Annotated in this window: 16 protein-coding genes and 1 pseudogene; 11 read left to right on the top strand and 6 right to left on the bottom strand. The window is 70.3% G+C overall.

The genetic code is table 11. The annotated features are described in order from the left end of the window. Positions 1 to 45: 45 nt before the first annotated feature. The 3 genes from QF030_RS12080 to QF030_RS12070 all read right to left on the bottom strand — a co-directional run bounded on the left by QF030_RS12080 (position 46) and on the right by QF030_RS12070 (position 2,633). The gene (locus tag QF030_RS12080) at positions 46 to 816 is read right to left on the bottom strand and encodes an ABC transporter permease (protein WP_307162660.1); all 771 of its coding nucleotides are present in this window, start codon (positions 814 to 816) and stop codon (positions 46 to 48) included. Further along, positions 816 to 1,736, bottom strand: a complete 921-nt coding sequence (locus tag QF030_RS12075; protein ID WP_307162659.1) for an ABC transporter ATP-binding protein — start codon at positions 1,734 to 1,736, stop codon at positions 816 to 818. The genes QF030_RS12080 and QF030_RS12075 overlap by 1 nt, the downstream gene beginning before the upstream one ends. Positions 1,737 to 1,835: 99 nt before the next feature. After that, on the bottom strand, positions 1,836 to 2,633 hold the full coding sequence (locus QF030_RS12070; RefSeq protein ID WP_307162658.1) for an aminoglycoside N(3)-acetyltransferase: 798 nt from the start codon (positions 2,631 to 2,633) through the stop codon (positions 1,836 to 1,838). A gap of 183 nt (positions 2,634 to 2,816) precedes the next feature. On the opposite strand from QF030_RS12070, the gene QF030_RS12065 reads away from it, so the two are divergent. From QF030_RS12065 to QF030_RS12030, 8 genes are read left to right on the top strand one after another with little or no spacing between them, the layout of a single operon-like run. Then, a complete protein-coding gene (locus QF030_RS12065) occupies positions 2,817 to 3,560 on the top strand; it encodes a helix-turn-helix transcriptional regulator (protein ID WP_307162657.1) in 744 nt (247 codons plus the stop codon). Continuing rightward, positions 3,557 to 4,981: a Fe-S cluster assembly protein SufB gene (gene sufB / locus QF030_RS12060; protein ID WP_307162656.1), complete on the top strand. Its 1,425-nt coding sequence runs from the start codon at positions 3,557 to 3,559 to the stop codon at positions 4,979 to 4,981. Before QF030_RS12065 ends, sufB begins: the two co-directional genes overlap by 4 nt. A 58-nt stretch (positions 4,982 to 5,039) precedes the next feature. After that, the gene (sufD, locus tag QF030_RS12055; protein WP_307162654.1) at positions 5,040 to 6,224 is read left to right on the top strand and encodes a Fe-S cluster assembly protein SufD; all 1,185 of its coding nucleotides are present in this window, start codon (positions 5,040 to 5,042) and stop codon (positions 6,222 to 6,224) included. After that, positions 6,224 to 6,544 carry a non-heme iron oxygenase ferredoxin subunit gene (locus QF030_RS12050; protein ID WP_307162653.1) on the top strand — a complete coding sequence of 107 codons (321 nt, stop codon included), beginning with the start codon at positions 6,224 to 6,226 and terminating at the stop codon, positions 6,542 to 6,544. The genes sufD and QF030_RS12050 overlap by 1 nt, the downstream gene beginning before the upstream one ends. A 7-nt stretch (positions 6,545 to 6,551) precedes the next feature. Next, positions 6,552 to 7,337, top strand: coding sequence for a Fe-S cluster assembly ATPase SufC (gene sufC / locus QF030_RS12045; RefSeq protein WP_307162652.1), 786 nt, complete (start codon positions 6,552 to 6,554; stop codon positions 7,335 to 7,337). After that, positions 7,334 to 8,590 carry a cysteine desulfurase gene (locus tag QF030_RS12040; protein ID WP_307162651.1) on the top strand — a complete coding sequence of 419 codons (1,257 nt, stop codon included), beginning with the start codon at positions 7,334 to 7,336 and terminating at the stop codon, positions 8,588 to 8,590. The genes sufC and QF030_RS12040 overlap by 4 nt, the downstream gene beginning before the upstream one ends. A gap of 18 nt (positions 8,591 to 8,608) precedes the next feature. Next, on the top strand, positions 8,609 to 9,076 hold the full coding sequence (sufU, locus tag QF030_RS12035) for a Fe-S cluster assembly sulfur transfer protein SufU (RefSeq protein ID WP_307162650.1): 468 nt from the start codon (positions 8,609 to 8,611) through the stop codon (positions 9,074 to 9,076). Beyond that, on the top strand, positions 9,073 to 9,405 hold the full coding sequence (locus tag QF030_RS12030; RefSeq protein ID WP_062649699.1) for a metal-sulfur cluster assembly factor: 333 nt from the start codon (positions 9,073 to 9,075) through the stop codon (positions 9,403 to 9,405). The genes sufU and QF030_RS12030 overlap by 4 nt, the downstream gene beginning before the upstream one ends. A gap of 84 nt (positions 9,406 to 9,489) precedes the next feature. Here the strand turns inward: QF030_RS12030 and QF030_RS12025 are convergent, their stop codons facing one another. Continuing rightward, a complete protein-coding gene (locus QF030_RS12025; RefSeq protein WP_307162649.1) occupies positions 9,490 to 10,311 on the bottom strand; it encodes an AbfB domain-containing protein in 822 nt (273 codons plus the stop codon). A 269-nt stretch (positions 10,312 to 10,580) separates the two neighbouring features. Between QF030_RS12025 and QF030_RS12020 the strand changes: the two genes are divergently transcribed. From QF030_RS12020 to dapD, 3 genes are all read left to right on the top strand, one after another. Continuing rightward, on the top strand, positions 10,581 to 10,901 hold the full coding sequence (locus QF030_RS12020) for a DMT family transporter (protein WP_307162648.1): 321 nt from the start codon (positions 10,581 to 10,583) through the stop codon (positions 10,899 to 10,901). Continuing rightward, positions 10,901 to 11,494: a TetR/AcrR family transcriptional regulator gene (locus QF030_RS12015; protein WP_307162647.1), complete on the top strand. Its 594-nt coding sequence runs from the start codon at positions 10,901 to 10,903 to the stop codon at positions 11,492 to 11,494. Before QF030_RS12020 ends, QF030_RS12015 begins: the two co-directional genes overlap by 1 nt. Before the next feature lie 225 nt (positions 11,495 to 11,719). Continuing rightward, positions 11,720 to 12,709 carry a 2,3,4,5-tetrahydropyridine-2,6-dicarboxylate N-succinyltransferase gene (gene dapD, locus QF030_RS12010; protein ID WP_307162646.1) on the top strand — a complete coding sequence of 330 codons (990 nt, stop codon included), beginning with the start codon at positions 11,720 to 11,722 and terminating at the stop codon, positions 12,707 to 12,709. Positions 12,710 to 13,071: 362 nt separating this feature from the next. Here dapD and QF030_RS12005 read toward each other — a convergent pair whose 3' ends face one another. Both QF030_RS12005 and dapA read right to left on the bottom strand, forming a co-directional pair. Next, entirely contained in the window at positions 13,072 to 13,575 is a 504-nt protein-coding gene (locus QF030_RS12005) for a hypothetical protein (RefSeq protein WP_307162645.1), read from the bottom strand. A gap of 81 nt (positions 13,576 to 13,656) precedes the next feature. Beyond that, positions 13,657 to 14,518: pseudogene (gene dapA, locus QF030_RS12000) on the bottom strand (4-hydroxy-tetrahydrodipicolinate synthase). Between the last annotated feature and the right edge of the window lie 45 nt (positions 14,519 to 14,563).

Here is a 14,563-nt window from a genome sequence, read left to right as displayed (position 1 = left end):
CGCTTGTGCACGCGTTCACGAGGGGCCCCCGGGCCGCGCGTCCGGCTACTCCCAGCGGAAGAACCGGCCGGCCGCCGCGAGTCCCGCGACCGCCCACACCGCGAGGATCCCCAGGTCGCCCCAGGGCATGCCCGCGCCGTGCTGGAGCACGTCCCGCAGGCCGTCCGAGAGGGCAGAGACGGGCAGCAGCCTGAGCACGTCCTGGGCGCCGGACGGGAACTTCTCGAGCGGGACGATCACCCCGCCGCCCACCAGCAGCAGCAGGAAGACCAGGTTGGCCGCGGCCAGCGTCGCCTCCGCCTTCAGGGTGCCCGCCATCAGCAGGCCGAGACCCGAGAAGGCGGCCGTGCCCAGGACCAGGAGCAGCACCACGGCCACCGGGTTGCCGTGCGGGTTCCAGCCGAGGGCGAGGGCGATCGCCGTCAGGAGGATCACCTGGAGGACCTCGGTGACCAGGACCGACAGCGTCTTCGCCGTCATCAGGCCCCAGCGGGGCAGCGGCGAGGAGGCGAGCCGCTTGAGCACCCCGTAGCGGCGTTCGAAGCCGGTCGCGATGGCCTGGCCGGTGAAGGCCGTCGACACCACGGCGAGCGCGAGGATGCCGGGCGTGAGGAAGTCCACCGCCTCGCCCGCGCCGGTGTCGACGATGTCCACGGTGCTGAACAGCACCAGCAGCAGGGTGGGGATCACGACGGTGAGCAGCAGCTGCTCGCCGTTGCGCAGGAGCATCCTGGTCTCCAGCGCCGCCTGGGCCCGGATCATCCGGGACAGCGGCGCCGCGCCGGGTCGGGGGCTGTAGGTACCCGTGGCGGTCATCAGCGCAGCTCCTTGCCGGTCAGTTCCAGGAAGACGTCCTCCAGGGTGTGCCGTTCGACCGAGATCCGGTCCGGCATCACCCCGTGCTGCGCGCACCACGAGGTGACCGTCGCCAGCAGTTGCGGGTCGACCTTGCCCATCACCCGGTAGGAACCCGGGGTCAGCTCGTCGGCCGAGCTGTCGGCGGGCAGGGCCTTGAGCAGGGACGTCATGTCGAGGCCGGGCCGGCCGGTGAAGCGCAGCGTGTTCTCGGCGCCGCCGCGGCACAGCTGCTCCGGGGAGCCCTGGGCGATGACCCGGCCCGCGTCGATGATCGCGACGTCGTCGGCGAGCTGCTCGGCCTCGTCCATGTAGTGGGTGGTCAGGATGACGGAGACGCCGTCCGCCCGCAGGTCCCGTACGAGTTCCCAGGTGGCGCGGCGGGCCTGCGGGTCGAGGCCGGCCGTCGGCTCGTCCAGGAACACCAGTTCGGGGCGGCCGACGACGGCCATCGCCAGGGCGAGTCGCTGCTGCTGGCCGCCGGAGAGGCGGCGGTACGTCGTCCGGCCGCAGGAGCCGAGGCCGAGGCGTTCGACGAGGGCTTCGACGTCCAGCGGGTGGGCGTGCAGCCCCGCCACGTGGCGGAGCATCTCGTCGGCCCTGGCCCCGGAGTACACGCCTCCCGACTGCAGCATCACGCCGATACGGGGGCGCAGGTCGCCGGCCTGCCGCTGCGGGTCGAGGCCGAGGACGCGCACCGTGCCCTCGTCCGGCCTGCGGTATCCCTCGCAGGTCTCGACGGTGGTCGTCTTGCCGGCCCCGTTGGGTCCGAGGACGGCGGTGACGCCCGCCCGGGCCGTCAGGTCGAGGCCGTTCACCGCGGTCTTCGTCCCGTACCGCTTCACCAGGGCCTCGACCCGGACGACAGGCTCACTTCGCATGGCTCAAGAGTCTAGGTTCGCCGGTGGGGACTCCGAGCGGGGGGTGCGGGAACCGGCCGGACGCGCGGGCGACACGGGGCGGGCGGAGTGCGGGCGGATTCAGCATTCCTCCTCGCGGGACCGGTGCAGCGGCAGCCACCGCTGCGCGTAGGCCACGGCGTCAGCGACCGGGAACAGGCGCACGTCAGCCGCCCCGACCGTGCCCCGTACGACGTCACGGTCGCGTTCGAAGTCATGGCCCAGCTCGTCGAAGCGGTAGGAGTCGATCGACACCTCGGTCACGACCTCCCACCCGCCGGGCCCCGGCCTGCCCACGTCGACGAGCGGGGCCGCGATCCGGTACTCGGCCAGGTGGAAGGCGGTGCAGGTGTCGTAGCCGGTGCCCAGGAGCAGCACCCGGGCGCCCGCCTTCTCCAGCCGGGCCAGCGGGCTGTGCTCGCCCAGCCGGCAGTCGGGGGCGTGGCCCTCGACCAGTTCCGCCGCCCGCGCCCCGAGCGCCGCGAAAGAGGTCTGCGGGTGGGCGCTGCGGAGGGCGCCCGGCCAGGTGCGGACCGTCTCGGGGATCACCCCGACGCCGCGGGAGGGGGTGATGAGGGGGTCGTACGCGGGCATGGCGGCCCGGATCCGCTCCCACCAGTCGGCGGGGACCGGCGGCCGGTGCCACAGGGCCGGGTCGGACAGGTCGCCGGACTGGCTGGGGACCACGAGCGTGCCGTCCGGGCCGACCGCGTCGAGGAGTCCCCGCACCACCGCGACGGAGCCTCCGCAGACCCAGCCGAGCGAACTGAGCGAGGAGTGCACGAGGAGGATTTCTCCGGGTTCGACACCCAGGGCGCGAAGCTCCGCGGCGAGGGTGTCGCGGGTGACAAGTGGGCCGGTGGGAGGGGGTGTGGACATGGTCCGGCAGTGTCCTGGAAGGGGGCTCGGCAGACCAGTGGTTTTATCGCGCCTCGTTCCGCGTCCGATCGATCAAAGATCGTTTCCGCAGGTCAGATTAGGTATACCTAAGTGACGCAGGGCACCGCCCGGTGATCCGGACGTGGGTTGCCTGCCTCTGAGGAATTACGCAACAATGGCGTTGTGAAAAACGTCGGCGAGGTTCGGGAGACCCCCACGGGGACCCCCCAGGAGGAGATCGCGACCGGTGAGCGCTCGACGCGCAACCGGGTCGCGCGGTCCATCCTGGACCACGGGCCGTCGACCGTCGCCGAGCTGGCCGGCCGGCTGGGTCTCACCCAGGCCGCCGTACGCCGCCATCTGGACGCGCTGGTCGCCGACGACATCGTGGCGGCCCGCGAGCAGCGGGTCTACGGCGCGCGGACCCGCGGGCGCCCCGCCAAGGCCTTCGCGCTCACCGACTGCGGCCGCGACGCCTTCGACCAGTCCTACGACAAGCTCGCCGCCGACGCCCTGCGCTGGATCCAGGAGCGCTTCGGCGGGGACGAGGCCGTCGTCGCCTTCGCCCGCGCGCGGATCGCCGAACAGGCCGCCGGGTACCGCCGGGCGATCGAGGCGGCCGCTCCGGAAGAGCGGACCGAAGCCCTGGCCAAGGCCCTGAGCGCGGACGGGTACGCTGCTACGGCGCGTAGCGCGCCGGTCGGTGAGCAGCTGTGCCAGCACCACTGCCCCGTCGCCCATGTCGCCGAGAAGTTCCCGCAGCTCTGCGAGGCGGAGACCGAGATCTTCTCCCAGCTGCTCGGGACTCACGTCCAGCGGCTGGCGACCATCGCCCACGGCGACGGCGTGTGCACGACGTTCATCCCCAGAGTTTCCACAGCCACCCACAACGCATCTGCCAGCACCGCCGGGAGGAACCCCGCATGACGCTCCCCATCGAGGAGACTGCCCACCCCGAGCTCGAGGGTCTGGGCAACTACGAATATGGCTGGGCCGACTCGGACGCGGCCGGTGCCTCTGCCAAGCGCGGCATCAACGAGGATGTCGTCAAGGACATCTCCGCGAAGAAGTCCGAGCCGGAGTGGATGACGAAGCTGCGTCTCAAGGGCCTCAGGCTCTTCGGCAAGAAGCCCATGCCCAACTGGGGCTCGGACCTCTCCGGCATCGACTTCGACAACATCAAGTACTTCGTGCGCTCCACGGAGAAGCAGGCGGAGTCCTGGGAGGACCTGCCCGAGGACATCAAGAACACGTACGACAGGCTCGGCATCCCGGAGGCGGAGAAGCAGCGCCTCGTCGCCGGTGTCGCGGCCCAGTACGAGTCCGAGGTCGTCTACCACCAGATCCGCGAGGACCTGGAGGAGCAGGGCGTCATCTTCCTCGACACCGACACCGCGCTGAAGGAGCACCCGGAGCTCTTCAAGGAGTACTTCGGCACCGTCATCCCGGTCGGCGACAACAAGTTCGCGTCGCTGAACACCGCGGTGTGGTCCGGCGGCTCCTTCATCTACGTGCCCAAGGGCGTGCACGTGGAGATCCCGCTCCAGGCCTACTTCCGTATCAACACGGAGAACATGGGCCAGTTCGAGCGCACCCTGATCATCGTCGACGAGGGCGCCTACGTGCACTACGTCGAGGGTTGTACGGCCCCGATCTACAAGTCGGACTCGCTGCACAGCGCCGTGGTCGAGATCATCGTCAAGAAGAACGCCCGCTGCCGTTACACGACCATCCAGAACTGGTCGAACAACGTCTACAACCTGGTCACCAAGCGCGCCGTGGCGTACGAGGGCGCGACCATGGAGTGGATCGACGGCAACATCGGCTCCAAGGTGACGATGAAGTACCCGGCCGTCTACCTGATGGGCGAGCACGCCAAGGGCGAGACGCTCTCCATCGCCTTCGCGGGCGAGGGCCAGCACCAGGACGCCGGCTCCAAGATGGTCCACATGGCGCCGAACACGTCGTCCAACATCGTGTCGAAGTCGGTGGCGCGCGGCGGCGGCCGGACGTCCTACCGCGGTCTCGTCGAGATCGGCGAGGGCGCCCACGGCTCCAAGTCCAACGTGCTGTGCGACGCGCTGCTCGTCGACACGATCTCCCGCTCCGACACGTACCCCTACGTGGACGTCCGCGAGGACGACGTCTCCATGGGCCACGAGGCGACCGTCTCCAAGGTCTCCGACGACCAGCTCTTCTACCTGATGAGTCGCGGTCTGAGCGAGTTCGAGGCGATGGCGATGATCGTGCGCGGCTTCGTCGAGCCGATCGCCAAGGAGCTCCCGATGGAGTACGCCCTCGAACTCAACCGGCTGATCGAGCTGCAGATGGAAGGCGCGGTCGGCTAGACCCCGCCCCGAAGCAGTCGCCAGATTTCTGACGTAGGAAGAGAGCAGACCGACAGCCATGGCTGAGGCTCAGCAGAACATCCCGGTGGGGTCCACCACCGCCGGCCAGATCGCGGTGGCCGCCGAGTCGACCGTCGCCACGCGCATGAGCGCGCCCCCGTCCTTCGACGTGGCGGACTTCCCCGTCCCGCACGGTCGCGAGGAGGAGTGGCGGTTCACGCCGCTGGAGCGGCTGCGCGGGCTGCACGACGGCACCGCCGTCGCGACCGGCGACGGCGTGACGGTCGCCGTCGAGGCGCCCGAGGGCGTCACCGTCGAACTCGTGGACCGCGACGACCCGCGTCTCGGCAGGGCGGGCACCCCGGTGGACCGGGTCGCCGCCCAGGCGTACTCCGCGTTCGAGAAGGCCGGCGTGGTCACCGTCCCCAAGGAGACGGTGCTCACCGAGCCGATCCGCATCGCGGTGCACGGCGAGGGCGGGGTCTCCTACGGCCACCAGGTCATCGAGCTGGGAGCCTTCGCCGAGGCCGTCGTCGTCATCGACCACACCGGTGACGCGGTGATCGCCGCCAACGTCGACTACGTCCTCGGGGACGGCGCGAAGCTGACCGTCGTCTCCGTCCAGGACTGGGACGCCAAGGCCGTGCACGTGGCCCAGCACAACGCCCTCGTCGGGCGCGACGCGAGCTTCAAGTCGGTCGTGGTGACCTTCGGCGGCGACCTCGTCCGCCTCCACCCGCGCGTGACGTACGCCGGCCCGGGCGCCGAGGCCGAGCTGTTCGGTCTGTACTTCACGGACGCCGGTCAGCACCAGGAGCACCGCCTCCTGGTCGACCACAACGTCCCGCACTGCAAGTCCAACGTCGTCTACAAGGGCGCCCTCCAGGGCGAGGCCGCGCACGCCGTGTGGATCGGCGACGTGCTCATCGAGGCCAAGGCCGAGGGCACGGACACCTACGAGATGAACCGCAACCTGGTCCTCACGGACGGCGCGCGGGTCGACTCGGTGCCCAACCTGGAGATCGAGACCGGCGAGATCGTCGGCGCCGGGCACGCCTCCGCCACCGGCCGGTTCGACGACGAGCAGCTCTTCTACCTGATGGCCCGCGGCATCCCGGCCGACGAGGCCCGTCGCCTGGTGGTCCGCGGCTTCTTCGCCGAGCTGGTCCAGCAGATCGGTGTCCACGACATCGAGGAGCGCCTGCTCGCCAAGATCGAGACCGAGCTCGAGGCCACGGTCTGATGGCGGCCTTCGTACGCGCCTGCGGGCTGAGCGAGCTGGAGGAGGACACCCCGAAACGGGTCGAACTCGACGGCACGCCGGTCTCGGTCGTACAGACCGAGGGGGAGGTGTTCGCCATCCACGACATCTGCTCCCACGCGAACGTCTCGCTCTCCGAGGGCGAGGTGGAGGACTGCCAGATCGAGTGCTGGCTGCACGGCTCCAGCTTCGACCTCCGTACCGGCAAGCCGTCCGGCCTTCCCGCGACGCGCCCCGTCCCCGTATATCCCGTAAAGATCGAAGGGGACGACGTGCTCGTCTCCCTCACCCAGGAGTCCTGAGGCACCCATGGCAACGCTTGAAATCCGAGACCTGCACGTCACCGTCGAGGCCGACAACGCCACGAAGGAGATCCTCAAGGGCGTCGACCTCACCGTGAAGCAGGGCGAGACGCACGCCATCATGGGCCCGAACGGCTCCGGCAAGTCGACGCTCGCCTACTCGCTCGCGGGCCACCCGAAGTACACGATCACCGGCGGCACCGTCACCCTCGACGGCGAGGACGTCCTGGAGATGTCCGTCGACGAGCGCGCCCGCGCGGGCCTGTTCCTGGCGATGCAGTACCCGGTCGAGATCCCCGGCGTCTCCGTGTCGAACTTCCTGCGCACCTCCGCCACCGCGATCCGTGGCGAGGCCCCCAAGCTGCGTACCTGGGTGAAGGAGGTCAAGGAGACCATGGAGCGTCTCCACATGGACACCTCCTTCGCCGAGCGCAACGTCAACGAGGGCTTCTCCGGCGGTGAGAAGAAGCGCCACGAGATCCTCCAGCTGGAGCTGCTCCGGCCGAAGGTCGCGATCCTCGACGAGACGGACTCCGGTCTGGACGTCGACGCCCTTCGCATCGTCTCCGAAGGCGTCAACCGCGTCCGCGAGACCGGCGAGGTCGGCACCCTGCTGATCACGCACTACACGCGCATCCTGCGCTACATCAAGCCCGACTTCGTCCACGTCTTCTCGGCCGGCCGCATCGTCGAGTCCGGCGGCGCCGAGCTCGCCGACAAGCTGGAGAACGAGGGCTACGAGGCATACGCGAAGCACGACGACGTCGACACGAAGGGTGGCGTATCCGCGTGACGCAGCTGCCGGGCCTCCTCGACACCGAGGCGATCCGCAAGGACTTCCCGATCCTGGACCGACAGGTCCACGACGGCCGGAAGCTCGTGTACCTGGACAACGCGGCGACCTCACAGAAGCCGCGCCAGGTGCTGGACGCCCTCAGTGAGTACTACGAGCGCTACAACGCCAACGTCCACCGCGGTGTGCATGTGCTCGCCGAGGAGGCCACGGCGCTGTACGAGGGCGCGCGCGACAAGGTCGCCGCGTTCATCAACGCGCCGAGCCGCGACGAGGTGATCTTCACCAAGAACGCCTCCGAGTCGCTCAACCTCGTGGCCAACATGCTCGGCTGGGCCGACGAGCCCTACCGGGTGGACTCCGAGACCGAGATCGTCATCACGGAGATGGAGCACCACTCCAACATCGTGCCGTGGCAGCTGCTGTCGCAGCGCACCGGCGCGAAGCTGAAGTGGTTCGGCCTGACCGACGACGGCCGGCTCGACCTCTCCAACATCGAGGAGATCATCACGGAGAAGACGAAGATCGTCTCCTTCGTGCTGGTGTCGAACATCCTCGGCACCGTGAACCCGGTCGAGGCGATAGTGCGCCGTGCGCAGGAGGTCGGGGCCCTCGTCCTGATCGACGCCTCGCAGGCCGCGCCGCACATGCCGATGGACGTGCAGGCACTGCAGGCCGACTTCGTGGCCTTCACCGGCCACAAGATGTGCGGCCCGACCGGCATCGGCGTCCTCTGGGGCCGCCAGGAGCTGCTCGAGGACCTGCCGCCGTTCCTCGGCGGCGGCGAGATGATCGAGACGGTGTCGATGCACTCGTCGACGTACGCCCCGGCGCCCCACAAGTTCGAGGCGGGCACCCCGCCGATCGCGCAGGCGGTCGGACTGGGCGCGGCCATCGACTACCTGTCCGCGATCGGCATGGACAAGATCCTCGCCCATGAGCACGCGATCACCGAGTACGCGGTGCGGCGTCTGAGCGAGGTCCCCGACCTGCGGATCATCGGCCCGGCGACGGCCGAGGACCGGGGCGCGGCGATCTCCTTCACGCTCGGCGACATCCACCCGCACGACGTGGGCCAGGTGCTGGACGAGCAGGGCATCGCGGTCCGGGTGGGCCATCACTGCGCCCGGCCCGTCTGCCTGCGCTACGGAATTCCGGCGACCACACGAGCGTCGTTCTATCTGTACTCCACCCCGGCCGAGATCGATGCTCTGATCGACGGCCTGGAGCACGTACGGAACTTCTTCGGCTGAGGGGCGTGAGCTGAGACCGTGAAGCTGGACTCCATGTACCAGGAAGTCATCCTGGATCACTACAAGCACCCGCACGGGCGTGGTCTGCGCGACGGCGACGCCGAGGTGCACCATGTGAACCCGACCTGCGGTGACGAGATCACCCTTCGTGTGAAGTACGACGGCACGAAGATCGAGGACGTCAGCTACGAGGGCCAGGGCTGCTCCATCAGCCAGGCGAGCGCGTCCGTCCTGAACGACCTCCTGGTCGGCAAGGACCTGGCCGAGGCGCAGAAGATCCAGGAGGCCTTCCTGGAGCTGATGCAGTCCAAGGGCCGGCTCGAGCCCGACGACGCGATGGAGGAGGTGCTGGAGGACGCGATCGCGTTCGCCGGCGTCTCCAAGTACCCGGCCCGGGTCAAGTGCGCCCTCCTCAGTTGGATGGCGTGGAAGGACGCGACGGCCCAGGCCCTGGGCGGAGCCGACGCCGAAAGGAAGACGGCATGACCGAGACCGTTGAGATGAAGCCGGCCTCCGAGGAGGAAGTCCGCGAGGCGCTGTACGACGTCGTCGACCCCGAACTGGGCATCGACGTCGTCAACCTCGGGCTGATCTACGGCATCCACATCGACGACGCGAACATCGCGACGATCGACATGACCCTGACCTCGGCGGCCTGTCCGCTGACGGACGTGATCGAGGACCAGGCGAAGTCCGCCACGGACGGCCTGGTCAACGAGCTGCGGATCAACTGGGTCTGGATGCCGCCGTGGGGCCCGGACAAGATCACGGACGACGGCCGCGAGCAGCTGCGCGCGCTCGGGTTCAACGTCTGAGATCCTCCCCCGCGCACCGAACGCGTACGAAAGCGGCGGCACCCACCGGGTGCCGCCGCTTTCGTATCCGCTTTTCGTGCGTGCTCAGGCGAGTCCGTCCACCAGGTTGAACGAGAAGTCCCGGTAGTCGGAGCCGTAGCCGTACGCGTCCAGACGCAGGGCGAAGTTCTTGTGGCGCAGGAAGCGGCCGGGGTAGTTCACCGACTCCAGCATGACCGCGCCGGAGGAGGAGACCGCACAGAAGGTGGCGTCCTGCTTGAACAGGGTCGAGCCGTCGTTGCGCTCGGCGCGCAGGACGAAGTCGCGGTGGCGCAGGTACTTCCCGTCCGCCGTGACGAAGGTGGAGCAGGAGCTGTCGGCCAGGCCCTTCACCACGGTGAAGGTGGAGTCCGCACGGGACTCCGGGCCGCCGACCGGGTCGAGTCTCACCAGGCCGCCGCTCACGTGCCAGTAGCGGTCGGGGTAGTTGACCGAGCGGACCGAGCGCTGGATGGTGGCGGGCTCGGGGGAGGACGGCTTCTTCGTCGGTGACGCGGAGGCCGTGGCCGGGGCGTGCGGTGCCGAACTGCCCTGCGGCCCGGGGGAGGAGGAGGTCTTCGGCGAGGCGGAGGGGGACGCGCTCTTCTTCCCCGCCGGCGTGGTGGACCCGCTCGCGGAGGGCGTGGCGAAGGAGATCAGGCCGCCCTCCGTCTCCTCGTCCGACAGCGCCTGCCCCTGGGGAGCTTCCGACGAGTCGTCAACGGGCTTGTCGTTCAGGGCGATCGCGGTCACGCACGCCACGATGGTGGCCACGGCGAGACCGCCGGCCAGCCAGAGGCGCCGTGTTCCGGGTGCCCGGGAGGTGTCCGGGGCCCAGCCGTTCTCCCAGGGTTGCTCCTGAGAATGCCGGGACTTGTTGTCTGGCATGCGCTGTTCCTCCAGCGGCGTCCCTGACGGCGGCCGCGGCTGCGATGACCCGGTGTGTGAACGGTGAAACAGTAGTGGAACGGGTGGCTCACGTTCAGCCGTTTGGGTGAGCGCTTTCCATAACGCTTTCGACTCCACGGCACATCCACGGCGGGCGACGCTTCCGGCTTCGTGGCGACTTGGGCCGACTTGGGTCCGCTGGGGACGGGGAGGGTCGTGGTCGACGTCGTTATGTACACCTGTACGCATCGATGTGTACGCTTGTACGCATGGGATACCTGACGCTCGCCGGCGCCATCGCCGCCGAGGTGGCCGCGACGACCGCCATGAAGTACAGCGACGGCTTCAGCAGGCTCTGGCCCTCGCTGCTGACGGCCTCCGGCTATGTCATCTCCTTCCTCCTCCTCGCCCAGACCCTCAAGACCGTCGGCATCGGTACGGCGTACGCGATCTGGGCCGGGGTCGGCACCGCGGCCATCGCCCTCATAGGACTGGCCCTGTTCGGCGAGTCCCTGACACCCGCCAAGACCGTCGGCATCCTGCTGATCGTCGGGGGAGTGGTCGTGCTGAACCTGGGAGGCGCGCACTGATGCCCCGGCGCCACGACCCCGAGCGGCGGCAGCGGATCATCGACGCGGCGATCCGGGTCGTCGGGGAGAAGGGGCTGGCCGGGCTGAGCCACCGCTCGGTCGCCGCCGAGGCGGACGTGCCCCTCGGCTCCACCACCTACCACTTCGCCACCCTCGACGAACTGATGATCGCCGCCCTGCGCCAGGCCAACGAGGGCTTCGCCAAGGCGGTCGCGTCGCACGGCGGGCTGACGGACCCCCGCCTCGACCTGCCCGCCGAACTGGCGGGACTGCTCGGCGAATGGCTGGCCGGCGAGCGTTCCGGCGTCGAGCTGGAGTACGAGCTGTATCTGGCCGCGCTGCGACGGCCCGCCCTGCGTCCCGTCGCCGCCGAGTGGGCCGAGGACCTCGCCACCCTGCTCGCCACGCACGTCGACCCTCTCACCGCACGCGCGCTGGTCGCGCTGATGGACGGGATCTGTCTCCAGGTGCTGCTGACGGACGCGCCCTACGACGAGGAGTACGCGCGCGAGGCGCTGACCCGGCTCATTCCCGCCGCCCCCGATTCCCCGGGGCCCCCGCGTCCGCCGGGTCCCGGTACGGCACCCGCGTGAGCACCTCCGCCTCGACGAGAAGCCGCAGCCGCTCGGCCTTGGCGCAGCCGGCATCCTCCAGGCTCGTCCTGCGGGCCATGGCCCCTCCTCCCGTCGTCGGCGGTCATGCTGACACCGTTGGTTTCCAGGAGGAGCTCACGAGGTCCGTGCGGGGGTCGGGCCCGCCCCCTGAGACACCGCTGTGCGGGTTGGCCTCCGCGGGCCCCCGCCGGTTAGGTTGCCCTCATGACCGACACGACTGTTCCCCGCACCACCGGCGCCGCGGCCGCCGGCCTCGCCACGATCGCCGCCGACGGCACTGTTCTCGACACCTGGTTCCCCGCGCCCGCGCTCGTCGCCGAGCCCGGCCCGTCCGGCACCGAGCGCCTGTCCGCCGGGAAGGCCGTGGAGCTGCTCGGCGAGGGCGCGGCGAAGGCGGTCGGTCCGGACGCGCGCCGGGGCGTCGAGGTGGTCGCGGTCCGCACGGTCATCGCCTCGCTCGACGACAAGCCGCTCGACGCGCACGACGTCTACCTGCGCCTGCACCTGCTCTCCCACCGGCTCGTGAAGCCGCACGGGCAGAGCCTGGACGGCATTTTCGGCCACCTCGCCAACGTCGCCTGGACCTCGCTCGGCCCGGTCGCCGTGGACGACGTCGAGAAGGTCCGTCTGAACGCCCGCGCGGAGGGGCTGCACCTCCAGGTCACGTCCATCGACAAGTTCCCGCGCATGACGGACTACGTCGCTCCCAAGGGCGTCCGGATCGCCGACGCCGACCGCGTGCGTCTCGGTGCCCACCTCGCCGAGGGCACCACGGTCATGCACGAGGGCTTCGTCAACTTCAACGCGGGCACGCTCGGCACGTCGATGGTCGAGGGCCGCATCTCCGCGGGCGTCATCGTCGGCGACGGCTCGGACATCGGCGGCGGCGCCTCCACGATGGGCACGCTGTCCGGCGGTGGCAACGTGATCATCTCCATCGGCGAGCGCTGCCTGATCGGCGCCGAGGCGGGCGTCGGCATCGCCCTCGGCGACGAGTGCGTGGTCGAGGCGGGCCTCTACGTCACCGCGGGCACCCGGGTCACCATGCCCGACGGCCAGATCGTGAAGGCCCGCGAGCTCTCCGGCGCCTCGAACATCCTCTTCCGCCGCAACTCGGTCACCGGCGCGGTCGAGGCCCGCCCGAACAACGCGGTATGGGGCGGCTTGAACGACATCCTGCACAGCCACAACTGATCACCGGCGACCATCACCGGCGGCCGTGACCTGCGGCCGCCTCCTCGGTCACCGCTCGCACACGCGGCCGCCCGAAGCGGCCGACTCCCCGACCGTGGCCGAGGCGCCGGCAGCCGTCGGCACCGGCCGTCGTCGAGCGCCCTCCCGCCCCGCCCCGCGCGGCCCGGGAGGGCGCTCGCGTGTGCGGTCACCCCTGTGACCCGGGCGCCGACGGCAGCCGGTCACACCGACGGGAGCGCGCTGTCGGCTTCCGGGGGTCCCAGCTCCCGGAACGGAAGGGTTCCTCCCCACCGCCCACGCGCGTGACAGCGGCTTTCGCCGTCCGCCTGACGGAGCCCGGCCGGGCTCCCGGGCGGGCTCCGTCAGGCGGGCAGTGCCGCCGCGAAGTGCGTCAGTAGCGTGAAGTCCTCCTCGCGCAGGCCGAGTCGGGGGTTCACGTGATGCAGGAGAGCCGGGGCCGGATGGTGGTCGGTGACGTAGGTCGCGTCGGCAGGGGACTGTTCGTCGTCCACCCAGGCGAAGGGGCGGCCCGCCGCGTGGGCGACGATCGCCTCCGTCTTCCAGTGGACTCCGTCGGCTCGGTACCGGAACAGCGCCTCGCCGAAGTCGACGTAGGGGAGCTCGGGCAGTCCCACCACCGGCGCGATCCAGCGGTTGGCCTGCGCCATCCAGGTGGTCGCCCAGCACAGGTCGTAGGGCAGGCGGAGCAGGGCGGCGCCGTGCCCGGGGTGCAACCAGACCCGCAGCGGCCGCTCACGACCCACGGATGCCCTGATGGTCGTGTAACCCGCCGGTCGCTTCGAGGGCTTGGCCGCGTACGGGTTGAGGGGACCGTCGACGTCGAGGTAGAGCAGCGGTCGGCTCATGCGTTCACCGTACGGGAGTGCGTTCGGGTGGTTGCCGGACTTTTCGTGCGGGTGGACCGCTGACCGCGCCGCGTCCGCCGCTCACGTACCGGGTGGGGTCACGAGCCGCTCGTAGGCCGCGCGCAGCCGGTGGACCGTCTCGCGGTCGGCGGGTCGCAGTGGCGCCCGGACCGGGCCGGCCGGCAGGCCCAGGTCGTCGAGGAGTGCCTTGGCGGTGACGGTTCCGGGCAGGCCCGAGGCCATCATCGACTCCACCAGTTCGATGGCCCGTTGCTGAAGCCTGGCGGCCTCGGCGGTGTCGCCCGCGTCGAACGCGTCCAGGACGGACCGGAGCCGGTCCGGCACCACGTTCGCGACCGTGCTGACGTAGCCGGCCCCGCCCACCGCGTACAGCGCGAGATGGTGCTCCTCGCAGCCCGCGTAGTACGCCAACTCGGTGCGGGAGAGTACCTTCTGGGCGCCGAGGAAGTCGTACGAGCAGTCCTTGACCGCGACGATCCTGGGGTGCTCGGCGAGCCGGAGCATGGTGTCCGGCTCGATCCTGGTGCCCGTGCGGCCGGGGATGTCGTACAGCATCACCGGCAGCCCGGACGCGTCCGCGACCCTCCCGGAAGTGCTCCTCCAGGGCGTCCTGCGGAGGCCTGCTGTAGTACGGACTGACGACCAGCACCCCGTCCGCGCCCGCCTTCTCGGCGGCCCGGGCGAGCGCGATGGTGTGCCGGGTGTCGGACGTGCCCACCCCGGCCACGATCGACGCCCGGTCGCCCACCGCCTCCCGTACCGCGGACACCAGGTCCGCCTTCTCGGTGTCCGACGTGGTCGGCGACTCGCCCGTCGTACCGGAGAGCACCAGTCCGTCGCAGCCGGCGGACACCAGCCGGTCGGCGAGCAGCCGTGCCCCGTCGAGGTCCAACGCGCCGGCACCGGTGAACGGCGTGACCATCGCGCAGAGCGCGCGGCCGAAAGCCGGGGCGGCGGGCGAGGCGGG

It is taken from the genome of Streptomyces rishiriensis (genome assembly GCF_030815485.1).
In the GTDB taxonomy this organism is placed as follows: domain Bacteria; phylum Actinomycetota; class Actinomycetes; order Streptomycetales; family Streptomycetaceae; genus Streptomyces; species Streptomyces rishiriensis_A.
The sequence above is the reverse complement of the archived record's forward strand: the minus strand, read 5'-3'. Positions and strand labels throughout refer to the sequence as shown.

Coding starts and splice junctions, on each gene's coding strand:
- QF030_RS12080 (WP_307162660.1), bottom strand. CDS start 816: ATGACCGCCACGGGTACCTACAGCCCCCGACCCGGCGCGGCGCCGCTG.
- QF030_RS12075 (WP_307162659.1), bottom strand. CDS start 1,736: ATGCGAAGTGAGCCTGTCGTCCGGGTCGAGGCCCTGGTGAAGCGGTAC.
- QF030_RS12070 (WP_307162658.1), bottom strand. CDS start 2,633: ATGTCCACACCCCCTCCCACCGGCCCACTTGTCACCCGCGACACCCTC.
- sufB (WP_307162656.1), top strand. CDS start 3,557: ATGACGCTCCCCATCGAGGAGACTGCCCACCCCGAGCTCGAGGGTCTG.
- sufD (WP_307162654.1), top strand. CDS start 5,040: ATGGCTGAGGCTCAGCAGAACATCCCGGTGGGGTCCACCACCGCCGGC.
- QF030_RS12050 (WP_307162653.1), top strand. CDS start 6,224: ATGGCGGCCTTCGTACGCGCCTGCGGGCTGAGCGAGCTGGAGGAGGAC.
- sufC (WP_307162652.1), top strand. CDS start 6,552: ATGGCAACGCTTGAAATCCGAGACCTGCACGTCACCGTCGAGGCCGAC.
- QF030_RS12030 (WP_062649699.1), top strand. CDS start 9,073: ATGACCGAGACCGTTGAGATGAAGCCGGCCTCCGAGGAGGAAGTCCGC.
- QF030_RS12025 (WP_307162649.1), bottom strand. CDS start 10,311: ATGCCAGACAACAAGTCCCGGCATTCTCAGGAGCAACCCTGGGAGAAC.
- QF030_RS12020 (WP_307162648.1), top strand. CDS start 10,581: ATGGGATACCTGACGCTCGCCGGCGCCATCGCCGCCGAGGTGGCCGCG.
- QF030_RS12015 (WP_307162647.1), top strand. CDS start 10,901: ATGCCCCGGCGCCACGACCCCGAGCGGCGGCAGCGGATCATCGACGCG.
- dapD (WP_307162646.1), top strand. CDS start 11,720: ATGACCGACACGACTGTTCCCCGCACCACCGGCGCCGCGGCCGCCGGC.
- QF030_RS12005 (WP_307162645.1), bottom strand. CDS start 13,575: ATGAGCCGACCGCTGCTCTACCTCGACGTCGACGGTCCCCTCAACCCG.